Raw genomic sequence first — 21,409 nt, 5'->3', positions numbered from 1 at the left:
GATGCCGCGAGGCGAGGACAGGCGAGTCAGGCGAACCGAGCGCAGGCGCGCTGGAACGGCGGCTGATAACGCGGGCTGACGTAGGGCGACAACAGGAACATCAGGCTGCGGCAGCCGGATTCGATCAGCTTTTCCAGCTCCGCCGGGCTGGCGTTCTGTTTGATGGTGCTGATCCAGCCGGTTTGCACCATCTGGAAATGTTGCACCAGGTGCGAAAGCTGCTGGTCGTCCACCAGGATCATGCCTTGCTCGCGCAGGCGGCCGAACAATTGCCCCAGCTTGCTGTTGAGCTGGCCGCGCGACAGCGCCTGGTGCTCTTCCGCCAGCTTGGGGTTGATGCAGAACAGGCTGGGCATGCACTTGGGCAGGAAACGGAAGCTCCAGATGTGGCGCAGCGTTTTCTCCATCGCCATCACCATCGCCTCGATGGAGTTGCTGTGGTTCAGCGCGGACGCGAGCTGCTCTCCCATGCCGCGGACGTAGCGGTGGTAGAGCTCGGTGATGATTTCTTCCTTGTTGCGGAAGTGATAGTAAAGCTTGCCTGTGCTGATGTTCATCCGTTCGGCGATATGGTTGGTGGTGATGAGCCGCTCGCCTTCCTGGTTGAACAGCTGCAGGCTGGCCTCGACGATCTTGTTGAAGGTCTCAGAGTGACTGCCGCTTTTTCGCATGGGTTTTCTTCCTGATTCAAATACGGTGCTTGCGGAGCGCGGCTAGCGCGTTCAATCCGCTGCGCGCCAGGCAAGCAGGCTCATGGCCAGCGCCAGCGCGATCCAGCATTCCAGCCGGAAAAACTCCAGGCAGGAAAGCAAGGCGGACTGCTTGGCCAGTTCACCGGCCAAAACTCCCAAGCGTTGAGTATCGCTCAAATCGGGCAGTTGTTGTCGCAAAACATGCAAAGTATCGACAAACTGTGGCGAATTCCAAGAAAACCTTTCGGCCAGGCGGGTGTAGTGCAGCGCATTGCGCGCCTGCATGAAAACGCTGGCCAAGGCCACGCCGGCGGACACCGACACCTGGCGCACGATGTTCTTGGTCTGATAGGCATGGCCAAAGGCGGCGGGCGCGATGCGGCGGAAGGTGCCCTGCGCCACCGCCATGATGAATAGCGACATGAAGCCGCCATTGAGCAGCAGGATGGCGGCGACGCGCCAGCGCTCGGCATTGCCCTCCAGGCCGCTCATCAGCCAGCCGTAAGCCGCCAGCAAGCCGCAGGCGGCGACCAGGGTCTGGCGCAGGCTGGGCGGACGCTTGCCCAGCAGCAGGCGGGCGTACAGCAAGGAAAAAACCAGGCCGGCGAAATAGCTGACGGACAGCAACAGCCCGCTGTTGGGCAAGTCATAGCCCAGCGCCTGCATGGTCAGCATGGGCAGGATGTAGCTATTGGCCGAAACCAGCAGATAACAGCAGCTATAGCCCAGCAAGCCGATCCGATAGCTGGGCCGGCGCAGCAGCCGCCAGCGCCGCCGGTCCGAGGCTTGGCGGCGATGCGTCGCGCGGAATGCCAGGAAGCTGCCCAGCGCCGCTGCCGCGATCAGCCATAGCGACTGCGGGTGGGCGAACAGGCGGTAGGGCGTCTGCTGGATCAGCCATTGCAGCAAAAACGCCGCCGCCAGCAGGCAGAGAAAGACGCCGGTCGGATAATGGGCTGGGCGGCGAGCGGGCGGACGCAGCGGCAACAGGCTGGCCGCCCACCAGGCGGGCGGCAGCAAGGGCAAAATGCCCAGGCATAGCGCGCGCCAGCCATGGCTTTGCAGCAGCCAGCCGCCCAGCAATGGCCCCAAGGCGCTGCCCAGCAGCAGCGCCTGGCCGAACACCACCAGTCCCAGGCCGCGTTTGGCCGGCGATATCTGCGCCACCTCCAGCCGGGCTGCCGTGAAAAAGGCCGCGCCGCCCAACCCTTGAACCGCTCGGCCTGCGATGAAGCCGGCGGGGGAGGATGCCGTGCCCGCCAGCAAGGCGCCCAAACCAAACAACAGGATGGAAGCCTGCAGGTGGCGGCGCGAGCCGAAGCGCTCCACGCACCATTGGTGGTTGAACAAGGCCATGACGGCACACAAGGCATAGGCCATCGCGGCCTGGCTGAACTCCTCCGGCCCGGCGCCGACGCCGCCCATGATTTGCGAGGACGCGAAATTGAGCAGGCCGTTTTGCAGGAATTCCAGCCAGGCGATCAAGGCGATGGCCAAAAGGCGCAGCCCATGGCTGGGAGAGGGGGAGGCGGAGTCGTTCATGGCGCGGCAGCTAATGGGGAGATGCCGCCAGTGTAGAAAGCGCTATGACTTTAATAAAATCGATGTTTTTCATCTAATATATCGATATGGATAATATAGATGTTTTGCGCTTGCGCCGGCTGGACCTGAACAGCCTGGCGGCGCTGCATGCCTTGCTCAGCACCCGCAGCGTCAGCCAGAGCGCCGAGCGTTTGTGCCTGGGCCAGCCGGCGGTCAGCCATATTTTGAAGAAGCTGCGCCAGCAATGCGGCGACCCCTTGCTGTGCCGCTATGGCCGGCGCTTGGAGCGCACCCCCTTCGCCGACGCGCTGCTGCCCAGGCTGGAGGCCTGGCTGCAAGAGGCGCAGCGTTTGCTGGACGCGCCGGTTTTCGACCCGGCCGGCTTGGAAGGCGTATATAGGCTGGCGATGCCGGATTTGCTGGAGGCTGCGCTGCTGCCGGAGCTGATCGCCTCCTTGCAGACGCAGGCGCCAGGTTTGCGATTGGAGGGGATGGCGATGCCGGCGGCGGCAGTGGAGGAGGCGCTGGCGGCGGGCAAGATAGACGGCGCCATCGGCCACTTTCCGGCCTTGTCCGGCAGGCTGAGCCGCCAGCTGCTGTTCCATAGCCGCTTTGTCTGCCTGCATCATCCGGCGCGGCTGACCTTGCCGGCGCGGCTGGATGCCCAGCAACTGGCGGAGCCGCCGCATGTGTATACCTCTTATGCCGGCAATAGCGCCAGCCTGGTGGATGATTATCTGCGCGGCCATGGTTTGGAGCGCCGCGTCATCGCCTCAACGGCCAGCTTGTTGGCGATTCCCTTATTGCTGGCGCGCCTGCCGGCCGTGGCGGTGCTGCCGGATTTGATCGTGGAGGCCTTGGGCTCCGGCGCGGGTCTGCGCATCAGCCCCTTGGACGATGCCGGATTGTCCATCGCGGTGGAGCATGTTTGGCATCCGCGCGGGGATAGCGACGCCTTGCGCTTGTTTATTCATCGCTTGCTATGGGAGCAGACCAGGAGGCTGGCGGCGGTTTTGGTCAAGATATAAAGCGATTTAATTGAAAGTTGCCATTAATATTTAAACTGAATGTGATTTTTAACAATGCATGGCAGCTGACATGACGGATAATAGCCCTTTTATCAGTATCGGCTAATCATCTCATGCGCTCCATCCGACACAAGCTCATGTCGCTGACGGCGGTCTCCATTCTGATCGCCACGCTCAGCGTCACTCTTATCGCTTGCCTGAATATCCGCAGCCACGCGGTCAGCGAGGCCAAACGCGAAGTCTCCCAGGTGCTGCAGCTGCAAGGCGGGCTGGTGTCCGAATGGCTGACAGTGCGCAAGAACTTGATCAGCGCCAGCCTCAGCCGCGCCGGCGACCCGCAGGCCAGCTACTATCTGCAGCAGATCGCCAAGGGCGGCGGCTTCAACATCATCTACGCCGGCCATGGCGACAGCGGCGACATGGTCTACTCGGTGCCGGGACGCGGCAAGCCGAGCGCGGAATACCAGCCGGCGCAGCGCCCCTGGTTCCAGCTGGCCAAGGCCCAAGGCGGCATCGTGGTGACCGATCCCTACAAGGACTCCGAGCCGGAAACCAAGGACAAGCTGGTGATCACCATCGCCGACAAGGTGCCGGGCCAGGAAATCGTGGTGGGCGGCGACATCCTGATCGAAAAGCTGGTGAAGTCGGTGCTGGATATCAAGATGGCCGGCGAAGGCGGCGCCTTCCTGGTGACGCGCAAGGGTAAGATCATCGCTTACCCGCAAGCAGGCATGGAGTTGAAGCAGATCGGCGAGGCGATTCCCGCTTTGGACGACAACCGCTTCCAGCAGCTGTTGAGCGGCAATGATGTGGTGGAAGTCGATATCCAGGGCAAAACCTATTTGCTGCAACTGCGCCAGATCGAAGGCTCTGACTGGGTGCTGGGCGCGATGGCGGACGAAGAGGCGACGCTGAAGCCGGTGACCGACCTGATCTGGCTGATCAGCGGCTGCGTGGCGGTGGTGCTGCTGGTGCTGGTGGGCTTCAGTTCCGGCTATCTGAACAAGCTGTTGCGCGGCCTGATCCAGGTGCGTGACGCGATGCAGGAAATCTCGCAAGGCGAGGGCGATCTGACCCGCCGCATCGAAGTGAAGGGCGAGGACGAAGTGGCGCAGACCGCCGCGGCTTTCAATGAATTCGTCGGCCGCTTGAACGGCATGTTCCGCGAGCTGCGCGGCGAGGCCGAACAGCTGGCGAACGGCGTGATCGAAGTGGGCGGCGCGGTGAAGCAGGTAGCCAACGATTCTCACCGCCTGGCCGATATTTCCAGCTCCAACGCGGCGGCCATCGAGGAGGTGACCGTCAGCATCTCGCACATCGCCGAGGCGACGCGCGAAACCGATTCGCTGGCGCGCAACACCGGCGAGCATTCGCGCGAGAGCGCGGGCGACATGCAGCGCATCAGCAACGAAATGGAGCAGACCAGCCAGTCGGTGAGCGAGCTGTCGGCGCTGCTGGCCTCGCTGGAGCAGCGTTCGCAGGAAATCTCCAAGATCACCAATGTGATCAGCGACATCGCCGACCAGACCAATCTGCTGGCCTTGAACGCCGCTATTGAAGCGGCCCGCGCCGGCGAGCAGGGCCGCGGCTTCGCCGTGGTGGCCGACGAAGTGCGCAAGCTGGCCGAGCGCACCGGCAAGGCGACGGTGGAAATCAGCGAGATGGTGGAAAACATCCTCAGCGAAACTGGCAAGGCGGTGGGCAATATGCAGCGCACCGTCGGCGCGGTGGATACCAGCGTGGAGCTGACCAGCCAGGCGCGCGGCCGTCTGATCGCCATCAGCGACGCGATGCAGCAGGTGATAGACAAGATCGGCGACGTGGCGCTGTCCACCAGCGAGCAGCACAATGCCACCACGGCGATGGCGCAGAGCACCGAATCCATCAATAACCAGATTCTGGATTCCGACGCCGCGCTGCAGGGCGCAATGCAGACGCTGGAAGGCTTGAACCGTCTGGCGCGCACCATGCAAGAGGCGTTTGGCCGCTTCAAGCTGTGATCTGACAAAAAATAGCGGCGGCTTGGCCCGGCGCTTTCCTTGCTGAATGGAGCGCTTTCATCCGGCAGCGTGGACGGGGCTTGGCGCCTGGTTCGCAGCTGATGGTTGGCGGCGTTCCATTTTCTTATTCAGGCGGCTTGTGTCCCGATTGTTTGTCCAGGCGGCATAGCCTGGCCTGAGTAGATGCTTCTTGTGGCAAAAATGCCATGTTGTATAGTTAATTTTAGGATGAGTGGCAGACGCTTGGCGTATTCTTGTTTTAAAGTATCGCTGTATTTGTAAGTCGTGTTTACAATATGGCGGTCAAATTTTGCCACTCCGCTGAAAACCGAAAGCCACCACTGGCGCGGCGGCATGCAGAAAGGGACGCCTGGCGTTCCTTTCTTCGCATCTGGCGAGCTGGCAGCCCTATCGAGACGAGAAGCCGAGTTCATGAAATCCATTCGCAGCAAGCTTGCCCTGTTGCTGGCGCTGGCCATGTTGGTGGCCACCTGCGCCACGGCCATCAGCGCTTATCTGAAGTTCCGCAGCAATTTGTCGGACAGCGTGTCCACGCAGCTGGACCTGGCGATTTCAGGCCAGCAGCGTTACGTGTCTGGTTGGTTGGAGCAGCGCAAGCTGATCATTTCCAGCGCGCTGCGGCATGGCGGCGAAGCCGATCCCACCCTGTATCTGCAGCAGCTGGCCGAGGCCGGCGGCTACACCCAGATCTTCGTCGGCGACGGCGACACCAAAGGCATGGTGTACTCGATTCCCGGCAAGCAGAAACCCAGCCCGGATTACGATCCGGCCTCGCGCGGCTGGTTCAAGATGGCCAAGGCGCAAAGCGGCGTCATCGTCACCGCGCCGTACAAGCCGGCCAGCGCCTCGATCAACGATCTGGTGATCACCATCGCCCAGGCGGTGCCGGGCGGCAACAAGGTGGCCGGCGGCGACATCGCCATCGGCCAGCTGGTGAAGTCGGTGCTGTCGGTATCGTTGCCGGGCAATGGTTTTGTGTTCCTGATGAGCAAAGACGGCAAACTGATCGCCTATCCCAAGCCGGATACCTCGCTCAAGCCGCTGGCCGATCTGATGCCTGGCATGGATGAGGCCAAAATCGCCAGCCTGGTGGACAAGCCGGAACTGGCCCATATCGATCTGGACGGCAGCGGCCGCCTGCTGAAACTGAGCACAGTGGAAGGCAGCAACTGGGTGCTGGGCGTGGTGGTGGACAGCGATATCCTGGAGTCGCCGCTGCGCCAGATGGTGGAAGACATGGCCTTGTCGCTGCTGGCGGTGCTGGTGGTGACGCTGCTGTTGTCCGGCGCCTATCTGGGCCGTTTGATGAAGGGCTTGATCCAGGTGCGCGACGCGCTGCGCGAGATTTCGCAAGGCGAAGGCGATCTGACCCGCCGCATCGATGTGCAAGGCGAGGACGAAGTGGCGCAAATGGCGGATGCCTTCAACCAGTTCGTCGGCCGGCTGAACGGCATGTTCCGCGATCTGCGGGACGAAGCGGAGCAACTGGCTCGCGGGGTGATCGAGGTGGGGGCCGATGTGGCGCGGCTGGCCGAGGATTCGCACGTGTTGGCGGATATCTCCAGCTCCAATGCGGCGGCCATCGAAGAGGTGACGGTGAGCATCTCGCACATCGCCGACGCCACCCGCGAAACCGACACGCTGGCGCGCGACACCGGCGCGAGCTCCCAGGCCAGCGCCGACGAGCTGCAGCGCATCAGCACCCAGATGGCGGATACCAGCGCCTCGGTGAGCGAACTGTCCGAGCTGTTGTCATCCCTGGAGCAGCGCTCGCAGGAAATCTCCAAGATCACCAGCGTGATCCGCGACATCGCCGACCAGACCAATCTGCTGGCGCTGAACGCGGCGATTGAAGCGGCGCGCGCCGGCGAGCAGGGCCGCGGCTTCGCGGTGGTGGCCGACGAAGTGCGCAAGCTGGCCGAGCGCACCGGCAGCGCCACGGTGGAAATCGGCAATATGGTGCAAAACATTCTCAGCGAAACCGGCCGCGCGGTGGGCAATATGCACAGCACCATCCAGGCGGTGGACAGCAGCGCCTCGCAGACCGAGCAAGCCCGCACCCGCTTGGTGGACATCACCAGCGCGATGCGGCAGGTGGTGGAGAAGATAGGCGACGTGGCCTTGTCGACCGGCGAGCAGCACAATGCCACCACGGCGATGGCGCAGAGCACGGAATCGATCAACAACCAGATACTGGACTCCGACGCCGCCCTGCAAAATGCGCAGAAGACCTTGCTGACGCTGGATGGCGTGGCCAGAGCGATGCAGCAGGCGTTCAGCCGCTTCAAGCTGTAAATTGCGCGGCGTTTGCCGTCGCCATCCGACGCCAGCCTTTGGGCTGGCGTTTTTCATGCCCAGACGGGAAAATAGAGCAAACCCACAACTGAGAAGAAAACGATGAACAAAGTTCTGTTGCCCTTGCTGCTGGCCAGCCTGGCCGCCGGCTGCTCGATGATTCCCAGCAAGGAAGGCTACGCGCAGAAAGTGTTCCGCTGGCAAGGGAGAGACGTGAACGAGCTGCTGGCCGCCTGGGGGCCGCCGACCAAGACCATGACCATGCCGAATGGCAATAGCCTGTATACCTATGTCAAGGAAAGCACCGAGCAAGAGCCGCTGCGGCAGAATACCCGGTACGAGCCGGGCACCAAGGTGACGGTGACGGACAAGGACGGCCAGAGCCGGATAGTGGAAACGCCGGGCCGCTGGGTGAATGACGGCATGACGGGCGGCGGCACCACGCACTATCAGTGCAATACCAATTTCGTGGTGGAAAAGAAAAGCCAGGAAGTGCTGAGCGTCAGTTTCGACGGCAACAACTGCCTGGCCCTGCCTAAGCAATAAGGCTTATTTGCCGATCTGCGGCAGCTTCCATTCGCCGCGATTGTCGAAGGGCAGCGTGGCGAGGCCGTTCAAATCTTTCAGCTCGCCGCGGATCTGATACTCCAGCTTGCCGCCCGGCAGCTGCTGCCAATTGGCCAGCTGCCGAATCCAGGCCGCCAGGGACGTGTGCACCTGCAAGGGCACCAGTCCTTCGCCATTGGCCGGAATGGAGATGGCCTGGGCGCTGTTGCCGTTGCCCAGCTTGTCGCCGCCCAGCATCAGCTCGAAGTCCAGCCCGCTGGCGTTCAGTGGCACCGGGTTGGGGTTGGCGATGCGCAGCGTGACGGTGAAATTCTGCTCGAACAGGGTGCTCTTGCCCGGTTCCACATTGCTCAGGCTGACCTGAGGCTTCTTGAAACCCATGCTGCCGCAGCCGGCGAGGCTGAGCAGCAGCAGGGCGCTGACGATCCACTTCATGACAGACATTCCAAGGGATGGAGACAATGCCGGCATTCTACTGGCCGCCACTGTCTTATTGTGTAAACGGAGTGTGCTGAATTGTTGCGCGGATTAAGACGCGGGTCCAGCGGCATTCTTGTCGAACGCTGCTGCAAGCTTGGGCTGGATGATTGCGCGCTAGCCAGCGGGGCGGGCTTGATCGTCTGTTCGATATCATTGCCTAGCCGACTGGCCACGCGTCGATCAATCACATGCCAGAGGCAGATCCGCGTCTCGCGAAGACTGCGGGAGAGGGGCAGCCCCAAAAGAAACAGGCCATCGGGTGATGGCCTGTTTCTTTTGGGGCTGCCGATTTCAAAAAAACCTCCTCGGCGTCTGATGCTTGCTGTTGAGCGGCGAGCTGTCGCTCATCTTGCCAGTCTTCCCATTCCATCCACATCGCTTGTTTCTGGCTGCGGCGCTGTCCGGAGCGGCTTTGGCCATGGGCTCCGCCCTTTTTCAGTATCGGCGCGCAAGCCAATGGGTTGCGCGGCTTGATGGTAGGCATATTGTCCTCTTGCTGGTCATGTCGAGATAGCTGGGTGATTGTGAAAGGCGAAACCAGGTGCGTCAAGTAGCAAGAACGCTCCCGCCGAGCAATGTCGATACGATGCTGTCAGCTCGCATGGAAGAGGAGACGGGGTGTCAAGAGGACGAGGCGTTGCACATAACAAAAAATGACAATTGAGTTTATTTTTGAATTGGTGTAATGTAAATGAAATGTACTGGTCTTGGGTTCGAAAAACATCTACTTATAGGATTTTGAAGAGCATATTGTTATTTCTTTCTCTTTATAGCCATTTTAAATGCATTGGTTGATAGGAATTCTGTTGAGAAAATCGTGCAGCACGGATCAGCTGCATTAATGTCAGGAGAGATATGAATTTATTAGATAAGAAAGGCTTTGTTGCATAACTAATTTTTGTGCCACGGTGTAGCAAGAAAGGTAGAGAAAATTGCTGATTTAGTGTGGAATTTTCCACCATAATTCTTCCACATTCTGGCATGATTTTTAGTTATGCAACAAAGCCGGATCTCGTTACAAAATTGCGTGCCCTGGCTGTTCTCTTTCCAATCAGGCAGAACTAAATGGCGGCATAACTGAACCGTGATATACGATCATGCTGTACCAATTCCAGTAAAATCATAAATGACCAGTGCATTTTGAGTGTTGATTTTTAGGTTTCCAGTTGGTGCCCTTGTATGTTGATGGGGAGCAATGTCATTGCTTTGCATTGGGTGTCATAGGGCGGTTTTGCAACAAAGATCGTTATGGTTTTTCAATTTGTTTACATTCTATTGCAAAATGAAATTCCCCATGCTTTAATCATTTGTCATTTCAGGGCTTTGATGTGACTTGTTGAGGTGGTATGTTATAAGTTTTACAGTTTCGTACCATTAATTACATTGATATATTGCTTTGGAGAGTGATGATGCATACGATAAAAGAGGAAAATTTATCTTTTATTTCCGGAGGCCGTATGGATGAGGCTGATAGGATGGAATTGAGAAGAGAAATGTCTGACAGTGGCAATCAAGGTAGCGAACCTATTTCTTTGCCTTGTCAAACAATTATTGGTGAGCATATTAGTGAGTCTGTACCTCTAGGTGTTGCAGTTGTGTATCAAGGAGCTCGTGCGGGGGAAATCTGTGCGACTGCAGAGACTGGATTTACTGCCCCAGTGTGTATAGTTGCAGCGGCTAAGGCAGCATATACCGGGTATAAGCTAATTAAGGAAAATAGTAGATTCCAACAAAGAATGAATAATAACCGCTGTAATAGATATTTAGAGTGACATTTGGCGTGACTTGAATTTGATAGGGCCTTTGTGTTTATTAAATAAGCCATGTAATTTTAATAAATTCACTAGGCCCTTTCGCGGTAAATTGCTTTATTTAATGAGTTGTTTATTCAATCTAATGAGAGTTGAGTAATTTTATGAAAAGTAGGCTTGTGAAACTTATCATGATTATGATATGGCCATGTTTGATGTTTTCCGCACTGCCAGATGCTAGAGATCCATTTGGCTACCCATTCTGGATTATTATTGTGTTGACTGTTGTGTCAATTTATTTTTCATTTAATAAGTGAAAAGCATGTTTTTTAGTCGTTATTTTGGGTTGAAAATTATTGAAGCTTTGCTAATAAGTTAAAGCTTTTGGAGTCATTTATTCTAATTCAATTTGGCTTTAAATTAATATTATAAACATACTGTTGTAACATGTTATTTCGAAAAGAAGCTGTAGATTATCAGAGCCAAAATAATACCTCTGGTAAGGCATTGTTGAAACAGAATGGCATGATCGGGCTATTGGTAGCGTTGTCCTCGTTTTTTACCTTGCTCATCCTTATCATGCTGTTTGCACTGGACTATACCCGCCGTATACCAGCGCATGGCAGTTTGCAGCCGGACTTGGGCTTAGCCCAAGCCGCGCCTTTGCAAGCCGGCGTGGTGGTGACGAGGCTGGTGCGCGAGGGCCAGTTGGTGACGCGCGGCCAGCCTTTGTTCACAGTGTCCGCCGAGCGGGTGACCAAGCTGGGAGAGACCACAGCCGAGTCGTTGCTGAGCCTGCGCAAGCGGCAAGACAACTTTCGCGCCGAGCTGGGCAATCTGGCGCGGCTCAATGGCGAGCAGATGGCAGCGTTGCGGCAAAAACTGCAAGACTTGGAAACCCAGCGCAAGCAGTTGGAAACCGAACACGCGCTGCAGCGCAGCCGGGTCCAATCCGCGCAGGCGCAGTTGGCGCGCTATCAGGCGCTGGGGCAGTCTGGTTTTGCTCCGCCGCAGCAGGTGCAGGAAAGAAGCGACGCTCTGCTGGATCAACAGGCGCGCCTGGCGGCGCTGGAACGGACGGCGACGGATCTGGGCGCGCAGATCAATGCCGCGCGATCAGATATCCAAGCGCAGCCCAGTCGCTATGACACGCAAAAAAGCGATATCGAGCGATCGCTTTACGGTTTGCAGCAGGAGCAAGGGGAAACGGAATCCCGCCGCGAGTTGACGGTGGTCGCGCCGATTGCCGGGATCATCACTTCCTTGCAAGCCACAGAAGGCCAAGCAGTAGTCGCTGGTCAGGCGCTGGCCAGCATCGTGCCGGCGCGTTCGCGTCTGCAAGCTTGGTTTTACGCGCCCTCCAGCGCCATCGGCTTTGTGCGGCCCGGCCAACGGGTGCAACTGCGCTATGCCGCCTTCCCTTATCAAAAATTCGGCCAATACGAAGGCACGGTGCTGGAAGTGTCTCGCAGCGCCCAGCCAGGCACAGCGCTACGCGCCGATCCGGCCGCCGTCAATCAAGATCCCTTGTATCGCGTAACCGTGCAGCCGGACAAGCAATCGGTGCTGGCCTATGGCCGCCAAGAGCCATTACAGGCCGATATGTTGGTGGAGGCGGACATCTTGGTGGATAAGCGCCGCATCATCGAGTGGATCTTCGAGCCCTTGCTGGCGATCAAAGGAAAGTTTTAATCATGTTGGACGCCTTGCAATACGGCTTTGGCCGTCGTCTCCCCATGTTGTTGCAAACCGAGGCGGCCGAGTGCGGCTTGGCTTGCCTCACCATGATCGCCAGCTTTCACGGCCATGTGTCCGACATCGCCAGCTTGCGCCGCCGCTATGCGATCTCGGCCAAGGGCGCCACGCTCAAGCAATTGGTGGAGCATGCTGATGCCTTGCACTTAGCCAGCCGTCCATTGCGTCTGGAACTGGATGAATTGGACCAGTTGCAGACTCCCTGCATCCTGCATTGGGATTTGAACCACTTCGTGGTGCTCAAGCGGGTGGCGGCAGGGCGGGTGGAGATTCACGATCCCGCCTTTGGCGCGCGCAAGCTTTCTTTTGAGGAGACATCGCGTCATTTCACCGGTGTGGCGTTGGAGTTGTCGCCGACGCCGCAGTTCGAAAAAAAGGAAGAGAAACAGGATGTCAGCCTGCGCGCCTTGGTAGGGCAGGTGCTCGGCCTGAAGCGGTCCATTTTCCAGGTGGTGGCCTTGTCCGCCGCGCTGGAAGTGATGACGCTGTTGGCGCCTTTTTTTCAACAATGGGTGATAGATGGCGTGATCGTGCAGAACGACCGCGACCTGCTCAAGGTGATGGCGCTAGGTTTTTTGATGTTGATGCTGGTGCAAATGTTGGTTGGAACTTTGCGCTCCTGGCTGGTGATCTATTTTTCCACTCAGCTGAACATGCAGTGGGTAGCCAGCGTGTTTACCCGGCTGTTGGGCTTGCCGATGTCGTATTTCGAAAAGCGGCATCTGGGCGATGTGCTGTCGCGCTTCGGCGCCATCAATACCATCCGCCAGACGCTGACCACCACCGCGCTCAGTTCCATCCTGGATGGCGTGATGGCGGTCTTGGCGCTGGCGATGATGCTGTTTTACAGCGTTCAGCTGGCCATGATCACCTTGCTGGCGCTGACGATCTACATCTTGATCAGGGCGGCGACCTATGCGCCGTTCAAGCAGGCGAATGAAGAGCAGATTGTATTGTCGGCGCGCGAGCAGAGCCATTTCATGGAAAGCATACGCGGCGCGCAGTCGATCAAGCTGTTCAATCGCGAGAGCGACCGACGCAGCCAGTGGTTGAATCTGGTGGTGAACAGCACCAATCGCGGTTTGGCGACTCAGCGCATGTCTACTTTGTATCAGTTGGCCAATGGATTGATTTTCGGCCTGGAGGGCATTCTGGTGACTTACTTCGGCGCGCTGCTGGTAATGGATCACCAGTTTTCCATTGGCATGATGTTTGCCTATGGCAGCTACAAGATGCAGTTTTCCAGCCGAGTAGGCGGCCTGGTGGATTTGTTCTTTCAGATCCGCATGCTGCGCATTCAGCGCGAACGTTTGGCTGACATCGTGCTGAGCGAACCGGAAAGCGCTGTAGCAGCGGGATCAGTCATAGAGGAGGCTGATGCGATGATTCCGCCGGCGCTGGAGCTGCGAGGGGTGCGCTTCCGCCATGCGGAAGGCGAGCCGTGGATACTCGATGGCGTAGATCTGAGCATCGCAGCCGGGGAGTCAATGGCTATCACTGGCCCATCCGGTTGTGGCAAGACCACTTTACTGAAAGTGATGCTGGGGCTGCTTAAGCCAAGCCAGGGCGAGGTACTGGTGGATGGCGTGCCGATGCAGAGCTTGGGTTTGAAACAATGGCGCAGCCGCTTGGGTGCGGTGATGCAAGAAGATCAGTTGTTTGCCGGCTCAATCGCTGAAAATATTGCCTTTTCTGCTAATAGTCCAGACATGGAGCGGGTGCAGGTGGCAGCCCGTATGGCGGCAGTACACCAGGATGTGTTGGCGATGCCTATGGCTTATCAAACGCTGATCGGCGATATGGGCGCAGTGCTCTCCGGCGGGCAAAAGCAGCGCCTGTTGCTGGCTCGAGCCCTGCATAAACGACCAAGCATTCTATTTTTGGATGAGGCGACCAGTCATCTGGATGTGGAAAACGAGTATCGGGTGAATCAATCGCTTCGGGACCTGCCGCTAACACGGGTGGTGATCGCGCACCGGCCAGAGACGATCGCGATGGCGGACCGTGTGGTGGCGATGGCTGGCGGACGAATAGCCAGTGGTGAGAGAGCGTTGGCTAGTGAGCGTTTGAGCGAGGCCAGCCATGCATGAGCGCGGCCAATGCTGATTTTTGCCAACTGGCTGGTTTGGTCGTTTGAAGCGACCTCTGATGAGATGGAGCAGGGGTCGCATCGCTGCGGTTTGTGAATGCCATGAAACAATTATGATCTTGACTTAAATGCATTTGGCATGCATTTTAATGCCTTTGGGATTTTATGCGCATTATTGAGCGGCTTGGCCTGAATAAGTGCCGCTCCCACTCCCTATTGCGTGAGTTTTATCGCTTCTGGCGTCGGACTGGCGCGAGAAGCCGGCCGCTCGTGATGAACCCGACCTTGGCGGCAGGTCGCGCAATGACAAGGAAATTAAAATGCAACAAGCGTTTTTCGTCCAATTTTTGGAAGCTCATGAAGTCGAGCAGGTCGGCGGCGCCGGGCAGGCTGTGCCGCCGTTCAAATTCGATGTGACCCACGCTTTGCTGGGCGATCAGGTCACCATGGCCATACCGGAACATCCGGGCGAACCGTTGCCGACGCAGGACTTTTAAGCAAAGTTTTTGGAGGAAATGAGCATGGCTCAGAAACCGTTGTTCGCAGCATTTTTGGAAGATCATGAGATCGCCTTGGTTGGCGGCGGCGCGCAAGCTACAACTCTGGCGATTGGCGAAGAGTCGCATGCCAGCACGCTGGCGATCGGCGAGGAATCGCATGCCTCCACGCCTCTGCGCGACCAGATCACGACTCTGGCGGTGGGCGAAGAGGGCGACCAGCCGCCGCTGTTCGAGGTGTGATTTTTCAGTATTAAGCATGGGCTAGCCCATGCCGAAAGGGCGAGCCGAGGCTCGCCCGTTTTGTTTTGGAGAGGCAGCAAGATGAAGGTTTTGATCGTCAGCCACAGCCGCGATCCTTATTGTCCGGACTTGGTCGCAGCCGCGCTCAAGGCGCGCGGCGCCGAACCCATTCGTTTGAATACCGACCAATATCCGACATCGGTCAGGCTCAATCTGGCGCCGTCGTCCGCGGCGGAGCGCAGCGAGCTGCTGACTGGTCCCGCCGGCGAGCGCTTCAGCCTGGACGAGTTGGGAGCCATTTATTTCCGCCGTCTGGCATTGGCGCGGAATTTGCCGGATGAGATGCCGAAGCCGCACAAAGAGGCGGTTTATCACGAATGCTACGCGGTGCTGCAGGGCATGCTGGCCTGCAGCGACGCCTTCCAGCTGGATCCGTTCGAGCGAGTGTATCAAGCCGACAATAAGCCTTTGCAGCTCAAACTGGCGCGCCAGCTTGGCATGACGGTGCCGGAAACGCTGACCAGCAACGATCCGGAGGCGGTGCGCGCGTTTTACCACCGCTTTGACGGCGATATCGTCGCCAAGCCTCTGCGCGCCTTGACCATCCGCGACGATGACGTCACCCGGGTCATGTATACCAACCGCGTGCGCGAGGAGCATCTGCGTCAACTGGATAGTCTGGCAAACGGTCCCATGACGTTTCAGCAATACATTCCCAAGGCGCTGGAGCTGCGCATTACGGTGGTGGGCGAGCGGCTGTTCTGCGGTGCGGTGGATTCGCAGCGCGGAGACAAGAGCCGGGTGGACTGGCGGCGCGATGGCGCGGGCTTGCGGGAGGAATGGCGGCCGTATCCGGTGCCGGAGGAGATGCGGCGGCGGATTTTGCGCTTGATGGATGCGCTGCAGCTTAATTACGGCGCGCTGGATTTGATCGTGACGCCGGCCGGCGAGTGGGTGTTTCTGGAGATCAATCCCGCCGGCGAGTTTGTCTGGATGCAGACTGCTACGGGTTTTCCCATCGCCGATGCATTGGCGGAGACGCTATTGGGGCAGGCGGCCAGAAGAGATGCTCGCCGTGTGGCGAGCCCGGCCTGAACGAAAAATGCCAGGGCTCGCGCCGCTGGCATTCTTTATGGTCAGGGAAGGCCTGATCACACCATCAAGCTGGCCACCTTGGTGGTGATGATGTCCACCGCAGGATCGTTGGCGCCGTGCGGCAGGATCACGTCGGCGAAGCGCTTGGTCGGCTCGATGAACTGGTTGTGCATCGGGCGCACGGTGGACAGGTATTGTTCGATCACGCTTTCCATGGTGCGGCCGCGTTCGGCGATGTCGCGCTTCAGGCGACGGATGAAGCGCACGTCGGAGTCGGTGTCGACGAAGATCTTCAGCGACATCATTTCGCGCAGCGCGGCGTCGTAAAGCGGGAACAGGCCTTCGATCACGATCACCGGCGCCGGTTGCACGGTGACTGTCTTGTCGGAGCGGGTGTGGTTGGCGAAGTCGTACAGCGGCATCTCGATGGAGCGGCCATTGCGCAGATCATCGATGTGCGAGATCAACAGCGGCCAGTCGAAGGCTTGCGGGTGGTCGTAGTTGGTGCCCAGGCGCTGTTCGAAGGTCAGATGGCTCTGGTCGCGATAGTAGTAGTCCTGGATGATTACGGCCGCCATCTCGGAACCAATGGTTTCCAGCACTTTATTGGTAACCGTGGTTTTGCCGCTGCCGCTGCCGCCGGCAACGCCAATGATGAACGGAGTGCTCATGTTGGACTTTCCTTGATGTAATGAAAATATAAAAAACGCGCCATTCTAATGACTTATGGCGCGTTGTTCCACTCGATTTGCGACACGATTTGATTCAGTCCGGGCGTCGGCGCTCGCATCGCGCCGCTTGATACCATTCCAGCATGGCCGGCAGCTCCAGGATATGGCGGGCGCAAGCCTGGGCTTGGGGCTGCAGCGCGATGTTATAGGTTTGAAAGCGAGTGCAGATTGGGGCGAAGAAAGCGTCGGCGATGGTGAAGTGGCCGAACAGAAAATCGCCATCCGCCGCGTGTTTCGCGCGCTGCTCTTCCCACAGCGCGATGACGCGATCAATGTCTAAGCTCACCGCCGGCGTGCGGTCGTAAGCGATGCCCTGATGGGAGATGTCCATCGGCAGTTTGCCGCGCAGCGCTTCGAAGCCGGCATGGATCTCCGCCACGATGGAGCGGGCGACGGCGCGCTGCTTGTTGTCATCCGGCCACAGCCTGGCCGCGGGGAAGCAATCCGCCAGGTATTCGCAGATGGCCAGCGAGTCCCAGATGCGCAGCTTGTCGTCGATCAGCACCGGCACTTTGCCGGCGGGGTTGGCAGCGAGGATGCGCGCCTTGGTATCGGACAGGAAAAGGTCGATCTGCTGTTCCTGGAACGGTTCATTCAGCATTTTCAGCACCAGCCAGGGGCGCAGCGACCAGGAGGAATAGTTTTTGTTGCCGATGACGAGGGTGAACATGGCGGCTCCAGGGCGGTGAGGCGGCGAAGGCCGGCTCGCGTTCTTGGATCATACCCTTGGCGGCGGCGTTTTTCAGCCGTGGAAAAGACAAATGCCCCGGTCTGGGGCATTTGTCTTGGATGGGGAGATGCTTATTCCACTTCGTCTATCCACGCTTGCTGGATCGCTTCCAGCACACGTTCGCCGCCGCGGGCGTGGTCATCGTCGAAGCCGGGCAGATCCACCACGTAGTTGTGCAGATCGACAAAGCGCACGGCCTTCGGATCCACGTCCGGGTGGGCTTCGGCCAGCTCGATGGCGATGTCGTTAACGTCGGTCCATTTCATCAGTCGTTCCCTTCCTGTCAGTGATGTTCGCGGGCGTGGTTGATTGTGTACTTCGGAATCTCGATCACCAGATCCTCGTCGGCGACGAGGGCCTGGCAGGACAGACGCGACTGGGCTTCCAGGCCCCAAGCCTTGTCCAGCAGGTCTTCTTCCAGCTCGTCGGCCTCGTTCAGCGAGTTGCCGCCTTCGCGGACGATGCAGTGGCAGGTGGTGCAGGCGCAGGACATTTCACAGGCGTGCTCGATTTCGATGTCGTGGGCGAGCAGCGCGTCGCAAATGCTTTGGCCGGTTTCGGCGTTGTCGATCACCGCGCCTTCGGGGCACAGGTCGGGATGGGGCAGTACGATGATTCGCGGCATGGCGAGTCCTTACAAATCGGTAATCTTGTGGCCCTTCAGCGCGCGCTGGATATTGCGATCCATGCGGCGGGAGGCGAAGGTTTCGGTAGCGTGGTTCAGCGCGGCGCTGGCTTCGTTGACGCGGCGGGTGACGCCTTCGGCGATGGCTGCGCTCACGGCGGCGACCGCGGCTTCCACCTCGGCGCGCTCGGCCGCGTCCAGCAGGTCGCCGTCTTGCGACAGCGCGTTGCGGGTGGCTTCCGCCAGGCTCTCGGCATCGACGATGGCTTCGCGCAGCTTGCGCGCCTCGATGTCTTCCTGCACGTTGGCCATGGAGTCGGTCAGCATGCGGCTGATTTCGTCGTCGGACAGGCCGTAGGACGGCTTGACTTCGATGCTGGCCTCCACGCCTGAGGTCTGCTCGCGGGCGGTGACCGACAGCAGGCCGTCGGCGTCCACCTGGAAGGTGATGCGGATGCGCGCGGCGCCCGCCACCATCGGCGGAATGCCGCTCAGCACGAATTTGGCCAGGCTGCGGCAGTCGGTCACCAGCTCGCGCTCGCCCTGCAGCACGTGGATGGACATGGCGGTCTGGCCATCCTTGAAGGTGGTGAAGTCCTGGGCGCGGGCCACCGGAATGGTGCTGTTGCGCGGAATGATCTTCTCGGTCAGGCCGCCCATGGTTTCGATGCCCAGCGACAGCGGCAGCACGTCCAGCAGCAGCCACTCGTCGTCCTGCTTGTTGCCGGCCAGCACATTGGCCTGGATGGCGGCGCCGAGCGCCACCACTTTGTCCGGGTCCAGATTGGTCAGCGGCGCGCGGCCGAAGAAGTCGGCCACGGCTTTTTGCACGTGCGGCATGCGGGTGGCGCCGCCCACCATCACCACGCCCTGGATGTCGTCGGTGGAAATCTTGGCGTCGCGCAGGGCCTTGCGCACCGGGGTCAGCGTCTTGTCCACCAGCGTCTTGGTGATGGCGTGCAAGGCGGCTTGGTCCAGTTCCAGATCCAGCGACTGGCCGTCCGTCAGAATGGCGGTGATGCGGGTGCTGGCGTGGTCGGTCAGCGCTTCCTTGGCCTCGCGGGCGCGGGTGTGCAACAGGCGCATGTCGTGGGCGGACAGGCCGGACACGCCGGCTTGTTCCAGCATCCAGCAGAACACGCGGTGGTCGAAGTCGTCGCCGCCCAGCGCGGAATCGCCGCTGGTGGCCAGCACCTCGAACACGCCGCGGGTGAGCTTGAGGATGGAGACGTCCAGCGTGCCGCCGCCCAGATCGTAGACCACGTAGGTCCCTTCGCTGCTGTTGTCCAGGCCGTAGGCGATGGCGGCGGCGGTGGGTTCGTTCAACAGGCGCAGCACATTGAGGCCGGCCAGGCGGGCGGCGTCCTTGGTGGCTTGGCGCTGGGCATCGTCGAAATAGGCCGGCACCGTGATGACGGCGCCGGTCAGGTCTCCGCCCAAGCTTTGCTCGGCGCGGTCTTTCAGGGCGCGCAGAATGTCCGCCGATACTTCCACCGGGCTTTTCACGCCGGCGCGGGTGTGCAGCTGCACCATGCCTGGCGCGTCCACAAAGCGGTAGGGCAGGCTGCCGGCGTCCTTGATGTCGCTGACGCCGCGGCCCATGAAACGCTTCACCGACACGATGGTGTTGTGCGGATCGCGGTTCTGCTCCTTTTGCGCCTCGTAGCCGACGGCCAGCACGCCCTCATCGCCATAGCGCACCACGGAGGGCAGCAGGCTGCGGCCGTTTTCATCCGGCAGCACGGCGGCGGAGCCGCTTCTGACGGTGGCCACCAGCGAGTTGGTGGTGCCCAGGTCTATGCCTATGGCCAGTCGGTGTTGATGGGGGGCGGCGGAGAGGCCGGGTTCGGCGATTTGCAATAAGGCCATGTCGTGATCTTTTTCTCGTTGCTCGGGGCGCGGGCTTAGTCCAGCAGGGACTCGATGGCGTCGCCGATCTCCTGGTCCAGCTTTTCCATGAAGCGCAGTTTGCGAACCCATACGGCGGCGGCGTCCAGATCGGCTTCCGCGTCCAGCGCGGCGGCCAGCGCCTGCTGCATGGACTTGACCTCGGCGCGCAGGCGGCCGGACAGCGTTTCCAGCTCGTCCACGCTGCGGCGGGCGTCGTCTATGCTCTCGCGCCATTCCATCTGCGCCATCAGGAAGTCGCCCGGCATGCGGGTATTGTTTTCTTCCTGGGTGTCCACGCCGGACAACAGCAACAGATAGCGCGCGCGGTTCAGCGGCGACTTCAGGGTTTGGTACGCTTCGTTGACGCGGGTGGCCAGCATCAGCGCGCTGCGCTTTTCAGCGTCGGGGCTGGCGGCGTAGCGGTCGGGATGGACTTGGGCGGCGGCGGCGCGCCAGGCGGCGTCCAGCTGGGCGGCGTCAATGCCGAAACGGCGCGGCAGGCCGAACAGGGTGAAGAAATCCTGGCTGAATTCTTGGCTCATCAAGGCTTCCGGAAACGGCGAAACGCGGGCGGACGAACCGGCGCTTGCGCGCCGGCTGCGGCCAGGCCCGCTTGAGGACTCAAACGTTGAAGCTTTCGCCGCAGCCGCACTCGTTCTTGACGTTGGGGTTGTTGAACTTGAACCCCTCGTTCAGGCCTTCCTTGACGTAGTCCAGTTCGGTGCCGTCCAGATAGGCCAAGCTCTTGGCGTCGGTGTAGATGGCTACGCCGAAGCTTTCGAAGCGGACGTCCTCGGTGTTTTCGACATCGACGAACTCCAGCTTGTAGGCCATGCCGGAGCAGCCGGAGGTCTTCACGCCCAGGCGCACGCCCAGGCCCTTGCCGCGTTTGGCGAGGAAAGCGCCGACGTGTTCGGCCGCGCGTTCGGAAAGAGTGAGTGCCATGGACAGCCTCCGCTTACTTGGCGTGTTTCTGCTTGTAGTCTTCCACCGCGGCCTTGATCGCGTCTTCGGCCAGGATGGAGCAGTGGATCTTCACCGGCGGCAGCGCCAATTCTTCGGCGATGGCGGTGTTCTTGATCGACAGCGCCTCGTCCAACGATTTGCCCTTCACCCACTCGGTCACCAGCGACGAGGAGGCGATGGCGGAGCCGCAGCCGTAGGTCTTGAACTTGGCGTCTTCGATCACGCCGTCCGCGCCCACCTTGATCTGCAGCTTCATCACGTCGCCACAGGCCGGCGCGCCGACCATGCCGGTGCCGATGCTGTCGTCGCCCTTTTCGAACGAGCCGACGTTGCGCGGGTTTTCGTAGTGGTCCAGTACTTTTTCGCTGTATGCCATGTCTTTGCTCCTGCTGGCCGCGGAGGGTTAGCTTTC

The 21,409-nt window shown here is 59.7% G+C and carries 23 protein-coding genes; 10 read left to right on the top strand and 13 right to left on the bottom strand.

From position 1 onward, the window contains the following. Window positions 1-26 precede the first annotated feature (26 nt). Both NKT35_RS02430 and NKT35_RS02425 read right to left on the bottom strand, forming a co-directional pair. A complete protein-coding gene (locus NKT35_RS02430; RefSeq protein WP_254298431.1) occupies window positions 27-671 on the bottom strand; it encodes a TetR/AcrR family transcriptional regulator in 645 nt (214 codons plus the stop codon). A gap of 51 nt (window positions 672-722) precedes the next feature. After that, the gene (locus NKT35_RS02425; protein ID WP_254298429.1) at window positions 723-2,234 is read right to left on the bottom strand and encodes an MFS transporter; all 1,512 of its coding nucleotides are present in this window, start codon (window positions 2,232-2,234) and stop codon (window positions 723-725) included. 86 nt (window positions 2,235-2,320) lie between these two features. Between NKT35_RS02425 and NKT35_RS02420 the strand changes: the two genes are divergently transcribed. Continuing rightward, on the top strand, window positions 2,321-3,262 hold the full coding sequence (locus NKT35_RS02420) for a LysR family transcriptional regulator (protein ID WP_254298427.1): 942 nt from the start codon (window positions 2,321-2,323) through the stop codon (window positions 3,260-3,262). A gap of 113 nt (window positions 3,263-3,375) precedes the next feature. Then, complete coding sequence (locus NKT35_RS02415) at window positions 3,376-5,262, top strand: methyl-accepting chemotaxis protein (protein WP_254298425.1); 1,887 nt, start codon at window positions 3,376-3,378, stop codon at window positions 5,260-5,262. Between the two features lie 128 nt (window positions 5,263-5,390). Here the strand turns inward: NKT35_RS02415 and NKT35_RS02410 are convergent, their stop codons facing one another. Next, window positions 5,391-5,705: a hypothetical protein gene (locus NKT35_RS02410; RefSeq protein WP_254298423.1), complete on the bottom strand. Its 315-nt coding sequence runs from the start codon at window positions 5,703-5,705 to the stop codon at window positions 5,391-5,393. Here NKT35_RS02410 and NKT35_RS02405 point away from each other — a divergent pair. Together NKT35_RS02405 and NKT35_RS02400 are read left to right on the top strand one after the other, a co-directional pair. Continuing rightward, entirely contained in the window at window positions 5,695-7,578 is a 1,884-nt protein-coding gene (locus NKT35_RS02405) for a methyl-accepting chemotaxis protein (RefSeq protein WP_254298421.1), read from the top strand. The genes NKT35_RS02410 and NKT35_RS02405 overlap by 11 nt on opposite strands. 102 nt (window positions 7,579-7,680) lie before the next feature. Continuing rightward, window positions 7,681-8,124 carry a hypothetical protein gene (locus NKT35_RS02400; protein WP_254298419.1) on the top strand — a complete coding sequence of 148 codons (444 nt, stop codon included), beginning with the start codon at window positions 7,681-7,683 and terminating at the stop codon, window positions 8,122-8,124. A gap of 3 nt (window positions 8,125-8,127) precedes the next feature. Here NKT35_RS02400 and NKT35_RS02395 read toward each other — a convergent pair whose 3' ends face one another. Together NKT35_RS02395 and NKT35_RS02390 are read right to left on the bottom strand one after the other, a co-directional pair. Further along, window positions 8,128-8,580, bottom strand: coding sequence for an LEA/WHy family protein (locus NKT35_RS02395; RefSeq protein WP_254298417.1), 453 nt, complete (start codon window positions 8,578-8,580; stop codon window positions 8,128-8,130). Between the two features lie 229 nt (window positions 8,581-8,809). Further along, window positions 8,810-9,175, bottom strand: a complete 366-nt coding sequence (locus NKT35_RS02390) for a hypothetical protein (protein ID WP_254298415.1) — start codon at window positions 9,173-9,175, stop codon at window positions 8,810-8,812. An 856-nt stretch (window positions 9,176-10,031) separates the two neighbouring features. Between NKT35_RS02390 and NKT35_RS02385 the strand changes: the two genes are divergently transcribed. The 6 genes from NKT35_RS02385 (at window position 10,032) to NKT35_RS02360 (ending at window position 16,055) form a co-directional block, all read left to right on the top strand. Beyond that, complete coding sequence (locus NKT35_RS02385; RefSeq protein WP_254298412.1) at window positions 10,032-10,397, top strand: hypothetical protein; 366 nt, start codon at window positions 10,032-10,034, stop codon at window positions 10,395-10,397. 558 nt (window positions 10,398-10,955) lie between these two features. Then, the gene (locus tag NKT35_RS02380) at window positions 10,956-12,068 is read left to right on the top strand and encodes an HlyD family secretion protein (RefSeq protein WP_254298411.1); all 1,113 of its coding nucleotides are present in this window, start codon (window positions 10,956-10,958) and stop codon (window positions 12,066-12,068) included. Window positions 12,069-12,070: 2 nt separating this feature from the next. After that, window positions 12,071-14,221, top strand: a complete 2,151-nt coding sequence (locus NKT35_RS02375; RefSeq protein WP_254298409.1) for a peptidase domain-containing ABC transporter — start codon at window positions 12,071-12,073, stop codon at window positions 14,219-14,221. A 319-nt stretch (window positions 14,222-14,540) separates the two neighbouring features. Then, the gene (locus tag NKT35_RS02370) at window positions 14,541-14,717 is read left to right on the top strand and encodes a hypothetical protein (protein ID WP_254298407.1); all 177 of its coding nucleotides are present in this window, start codon (window positions 14,541-14,543) and stop codon (window positions 14,715-14,717) included. Between the two features lie 24 nt (window positions 14,718-14,741). Next, the gene (locus NKT35_RS02365; RefSeq protein ID WP_254298405.1) at window positions 14,742-14,960 is read left to right on the top strand and encodes a hypothetical protein; all 219 of its coding nucleotides are present in this window, start codon (window positions 14,742-14,744) and stop codon (window positions 14,958-14,960) included. A gap of 81 nt (window positions 14,961-15,041) precedes the next feature. Then, entirely contained in the window at window positions 15,042-16,055 is a 1,014-nt protein-coding gene (locus NKT35_RS02360; protein ID WP_254298403.1) for an MvdC/MvdD family ATP grasp protein, read from the top strand. A gap of 56 nt (window positions 16,056-16,111) precedes the next feature. Here the strand turns inward: NKT35_RS02360 and udk are convergent, their stop codons facing one another. From udk to iscU, 8 genes are all read right to left on the bottom strand, one after another. After that, window positions 16,112-16,726, bottom strand: a complete 615-nt coding sequence (udk, locus tag NKT35_RS02355; RefSeq protein ID WP_254298401.1) for a uridine kinase — start codon at window positions 16,724-16,726, stop codon at window positions 16,112-16,114. Between the two features lie 94 nt (window positions 16,727-16,820). Beyond that, window positions 16,821-17,456, bottom strand: a complete 636-nt coding sequence (locus tag NKT35_RS02350) for a glutathione S-transferase family protein (protein ID WP_254298399.1) — start codon at window positions 17,454-17,456, stop codon at window positions 16,821-16,823. Window positions 17,457-17,587: 131 nt separating this feature from the next. After that, window positions 17,588-17,782, bottom strand: coding sequence for a Fe-S cluster assembly protein IscX (gene iscX, locus NKT35_RS02345; RefSeq protein ID WP_254298397.1), 195 nt, complete (start codon window positions 17,780-17,782; stop codon window positions 17,588-17,590). Window positions 17,783-17,799: 17 nt separating this feature from the next. Next, window positions 17,800-18,141, bottom strand: coding sequence for an ISC system 2Fe-2S type ferredoxin (fdx, locus tag NKT35_RS02340; protein WP_254298395.1), 342 nt, complete (start codon window positions 18,139-18,141; stop codon window positions 17,800-17,802). Between the two features lie 9 nt (window positions 18,142-18,150). Continuing rightward, window positions 18,151-20,010 carry a Fe-S protein assembly chaperone HscA gene (hscA, locus tag NKT35_RS02335; RefSeq protein WP_254298393.1) on the bottom strand — a complete coding sequence of 620 codons (1,860 nt, stop codon included), beginning with the start codon at window positions 20,008-20,010 and terminating at the stop codon, window positions 18,151-18,153. Between the two features lie 35 nt (window positions 20,011-20,045). Continuing rightward, the gene (hscB, locus tag NKT35_RS02330; protein WP_254298391.1) at window positions 20,046-20,573 is read right to left on the bottom strand and encodes a Fe-S protein assembly co-chaperone HscB; all 528 of its coding nucleotides are present in this window, start codon (window positions 20,571-20,573) and stop codon (window positions 20,046-20,048) included. A 79-nt stretch (window positions 20,574-20,652) separates the two neighbouring features. Beyond that, complete coding sequence (gene iscA, locus NKT35_RS02325) at window positions 20,653-20,976, bottom strand: iron-sulfur cluster assembly protein IscA (protein ID WP_254298389.1); 324 nt, start codon at window positions 20,974-20,976, stop codon at window positions 20,653-20,655. A gap of 13 nt (window positions 20,977-20,989) precedes the next feature. Continuing rightward, window positions 20,990-21,373, bottom strand: coding sequence for a Fe-S cluster assembly scaffold IscU (iscU, locus tag NKT35_RS02320; protein ID WP_254298387.1), 384 nt, complete (start codon window positions 21,371-21,373; stop codon window positions 20,990-20,992). Window positions 21,374-21,409: the final 36 nt, after the last annotated feature.

This window comes from Chromobacterium sp. IIBBL 290-4 (genome assembly GCF_024207115.1).
In the GTDB taxonomy this organism is placed as follows: domain Bacteria; phylum Pseudomonadota; class Gammaproteobacteria; order Burkholderiales; family Chromobacteriaceae; genus Chromobacterium.
This window is presented reverse-complemented; position numbering and strand designations above follow the sequence as displayed.

What these genes read in the sequence shown, in the direction of transcription:
- NKT35_RS02430 (WP_254298431.1), bottom strand. Translation starts at nt 671, where the DNA reads ATGCGAAAAAGCGGCAGTCACTCTGAGACCTTCAACAAGATCGTCGAG.
- NKT35_RS02400 (WP_254298419.1), top strand. Translation starts at nt 7,681, where the DNA reads ATGAACAAAGTTCTGTTGCCCTTGCTGCTGGCCAGCCTGGCCGCCGGC.
- iscX (WP_254298397.1), bottom strand. Translation starts at nt 17,782, where the DNA reads ATGAAATGGACCGACGTTAACGACATCGCCATCGAGCTGGCCGAAGCC.
- NKT35_RS02350 (WP_254298399.1), bottom strand. Translation starts at nt 17,456, where the DNA reads ATGTTCACCCTCGTCATCGGCAACAAAAACTATTCCTCCTGGTCGCTG.
- NKT35_RS02375 (WP_254298409.1), top strand. Translation starts at nt 12,071, where the DNA reads ATGTTGGACGCCTTGCAATACGGCTTTGGCCGTCGTCTCCCCATGTTG.
- NKT35_RS02365 (WP_254298405.1), top strand. Translation starts at nt 14,742, where the DNA reads ATGGCTCAGAAACCGTTGTTCGCAGCATTTTTGGAAGATCATGAGATC.
- NKT35_RS02405 (WP_254298421.1), top strand. Translation starts at nt 5,695, where the DNA reads ATGAAATCCATTCGCAGCAAGCTTGCCCTGTTGCTGGCGCTGGCCATG.
- hscA (WP_254298393.1), bottom strand. Translation starts at nt 20,010, where the DNA reads ATGGCCTTATTGCAAATCGCCGAACCCGGCCTCTCCGCCGCCCCCCAT.
- NKT35_RS02425 (WP_254298429.1), bottom strand. Translation starts at nt 2,234, where the DNA reads ATGAACGACTCCGCCTCCCCCTCTCCCAGCCATGGGCTGCGCCTTTTG.
- NKT35_RS02415 (WP_254298425.1), top strand. Translation starts at nt 3,376, where the DNA reads ATGCGCTCCATCCGACACAAGCTCATGTCGCTGACGGCGGTCTCCATT.
- iscU (WP_254298387.1), bottom strand. Translation starts at nt 21,373, where the DNA reads ATGGCATACAGCGAAAAAGTACTGGACCACTACGAAAACCCGCGCAAC.
- NKT35_RS02420 (WP_254298427.1), top strand. Translation starts at nt 2,321, where the DNA reads ATGGATAATATAGATGTTTTGCGCTTGCGCCGGCTGGACCTGAACAGC.
- udk (WP_254298401.1), bottom strand. Translation starts at nt 16,726, where the DNA reads ATGAGCACTCCGTTCATCATTGGCGTTGCCGGCGGCAGCGGCAGCGGC.
- hscB (WP_254298391.1), bottom strand. Translation starts at nt 20,573, where the DNA reads ATGAGCCAAGAATTCAGCCAGGATTTCTTCACCCTGTTCGGCCTGCCG.
- NKT35_RS02360 (WP_254298403.1), top strand. Translation starts at nt 15,042, where the DNA reads ATGAAGGTTTTGATCGTCAGCCACAGCCGCGATCCTTATTGTCCGGAC.
- NKT35_RS02385 (WP_254298412.1), top strand. Translation starts at nt 10,032, where the DNA reads ATGATGCATACGATAAAAGAGGAAAATTTATCTTTTATTTCCGGAGGC.
- NKT35_RS02395 (WP_254298417.1), bottom strand. Translation starts at nt 8,580, where the DNA reads ATGAAGTGGATCGTCAGCGCCCTGCTGCTGCTCAGCCTCGCCGGCTGC.
- NKT35_RS02380 (WP_254298411.1), top strand. Translation starts at nt 10,956, where the DNA reads ATGCTGTTTGCACTGGACTATACCCGCCGTATACCAGCGCATGGCAGT.
- NKT35_RS02370 (WP_254298407.1), top strand. Translation starts at nt 14,541, where the DNA reads ATGCAACAAGCGTTTTTCGTCCAATTTTTGGAAGCTCATGAAGTCGAG.
- NKT35_RS02410 (WP_254298423.1), bottom strand. Translation starts at nt 5,705, where the DNA reads ATGGATTTCATGAACTCGGCTTCTCGTCTCGATAGGGCTGCCAGCTCG.
- fdx (WP_254298395.1), bottom strand. Translation starts at nt 18,141, where the DNA reads ATGCCGCGAATCATCGTACTGCCCCATCCCGACCTGTGCCCCGAAGGC.
- iscA (WP_254298389.1), bottom strand. Translation starts at nt 20,976, where the DNA reads ATGGCACTCACTCTTTCCGAACGCGCGGCCGAACACGTCGGCGCTTTC.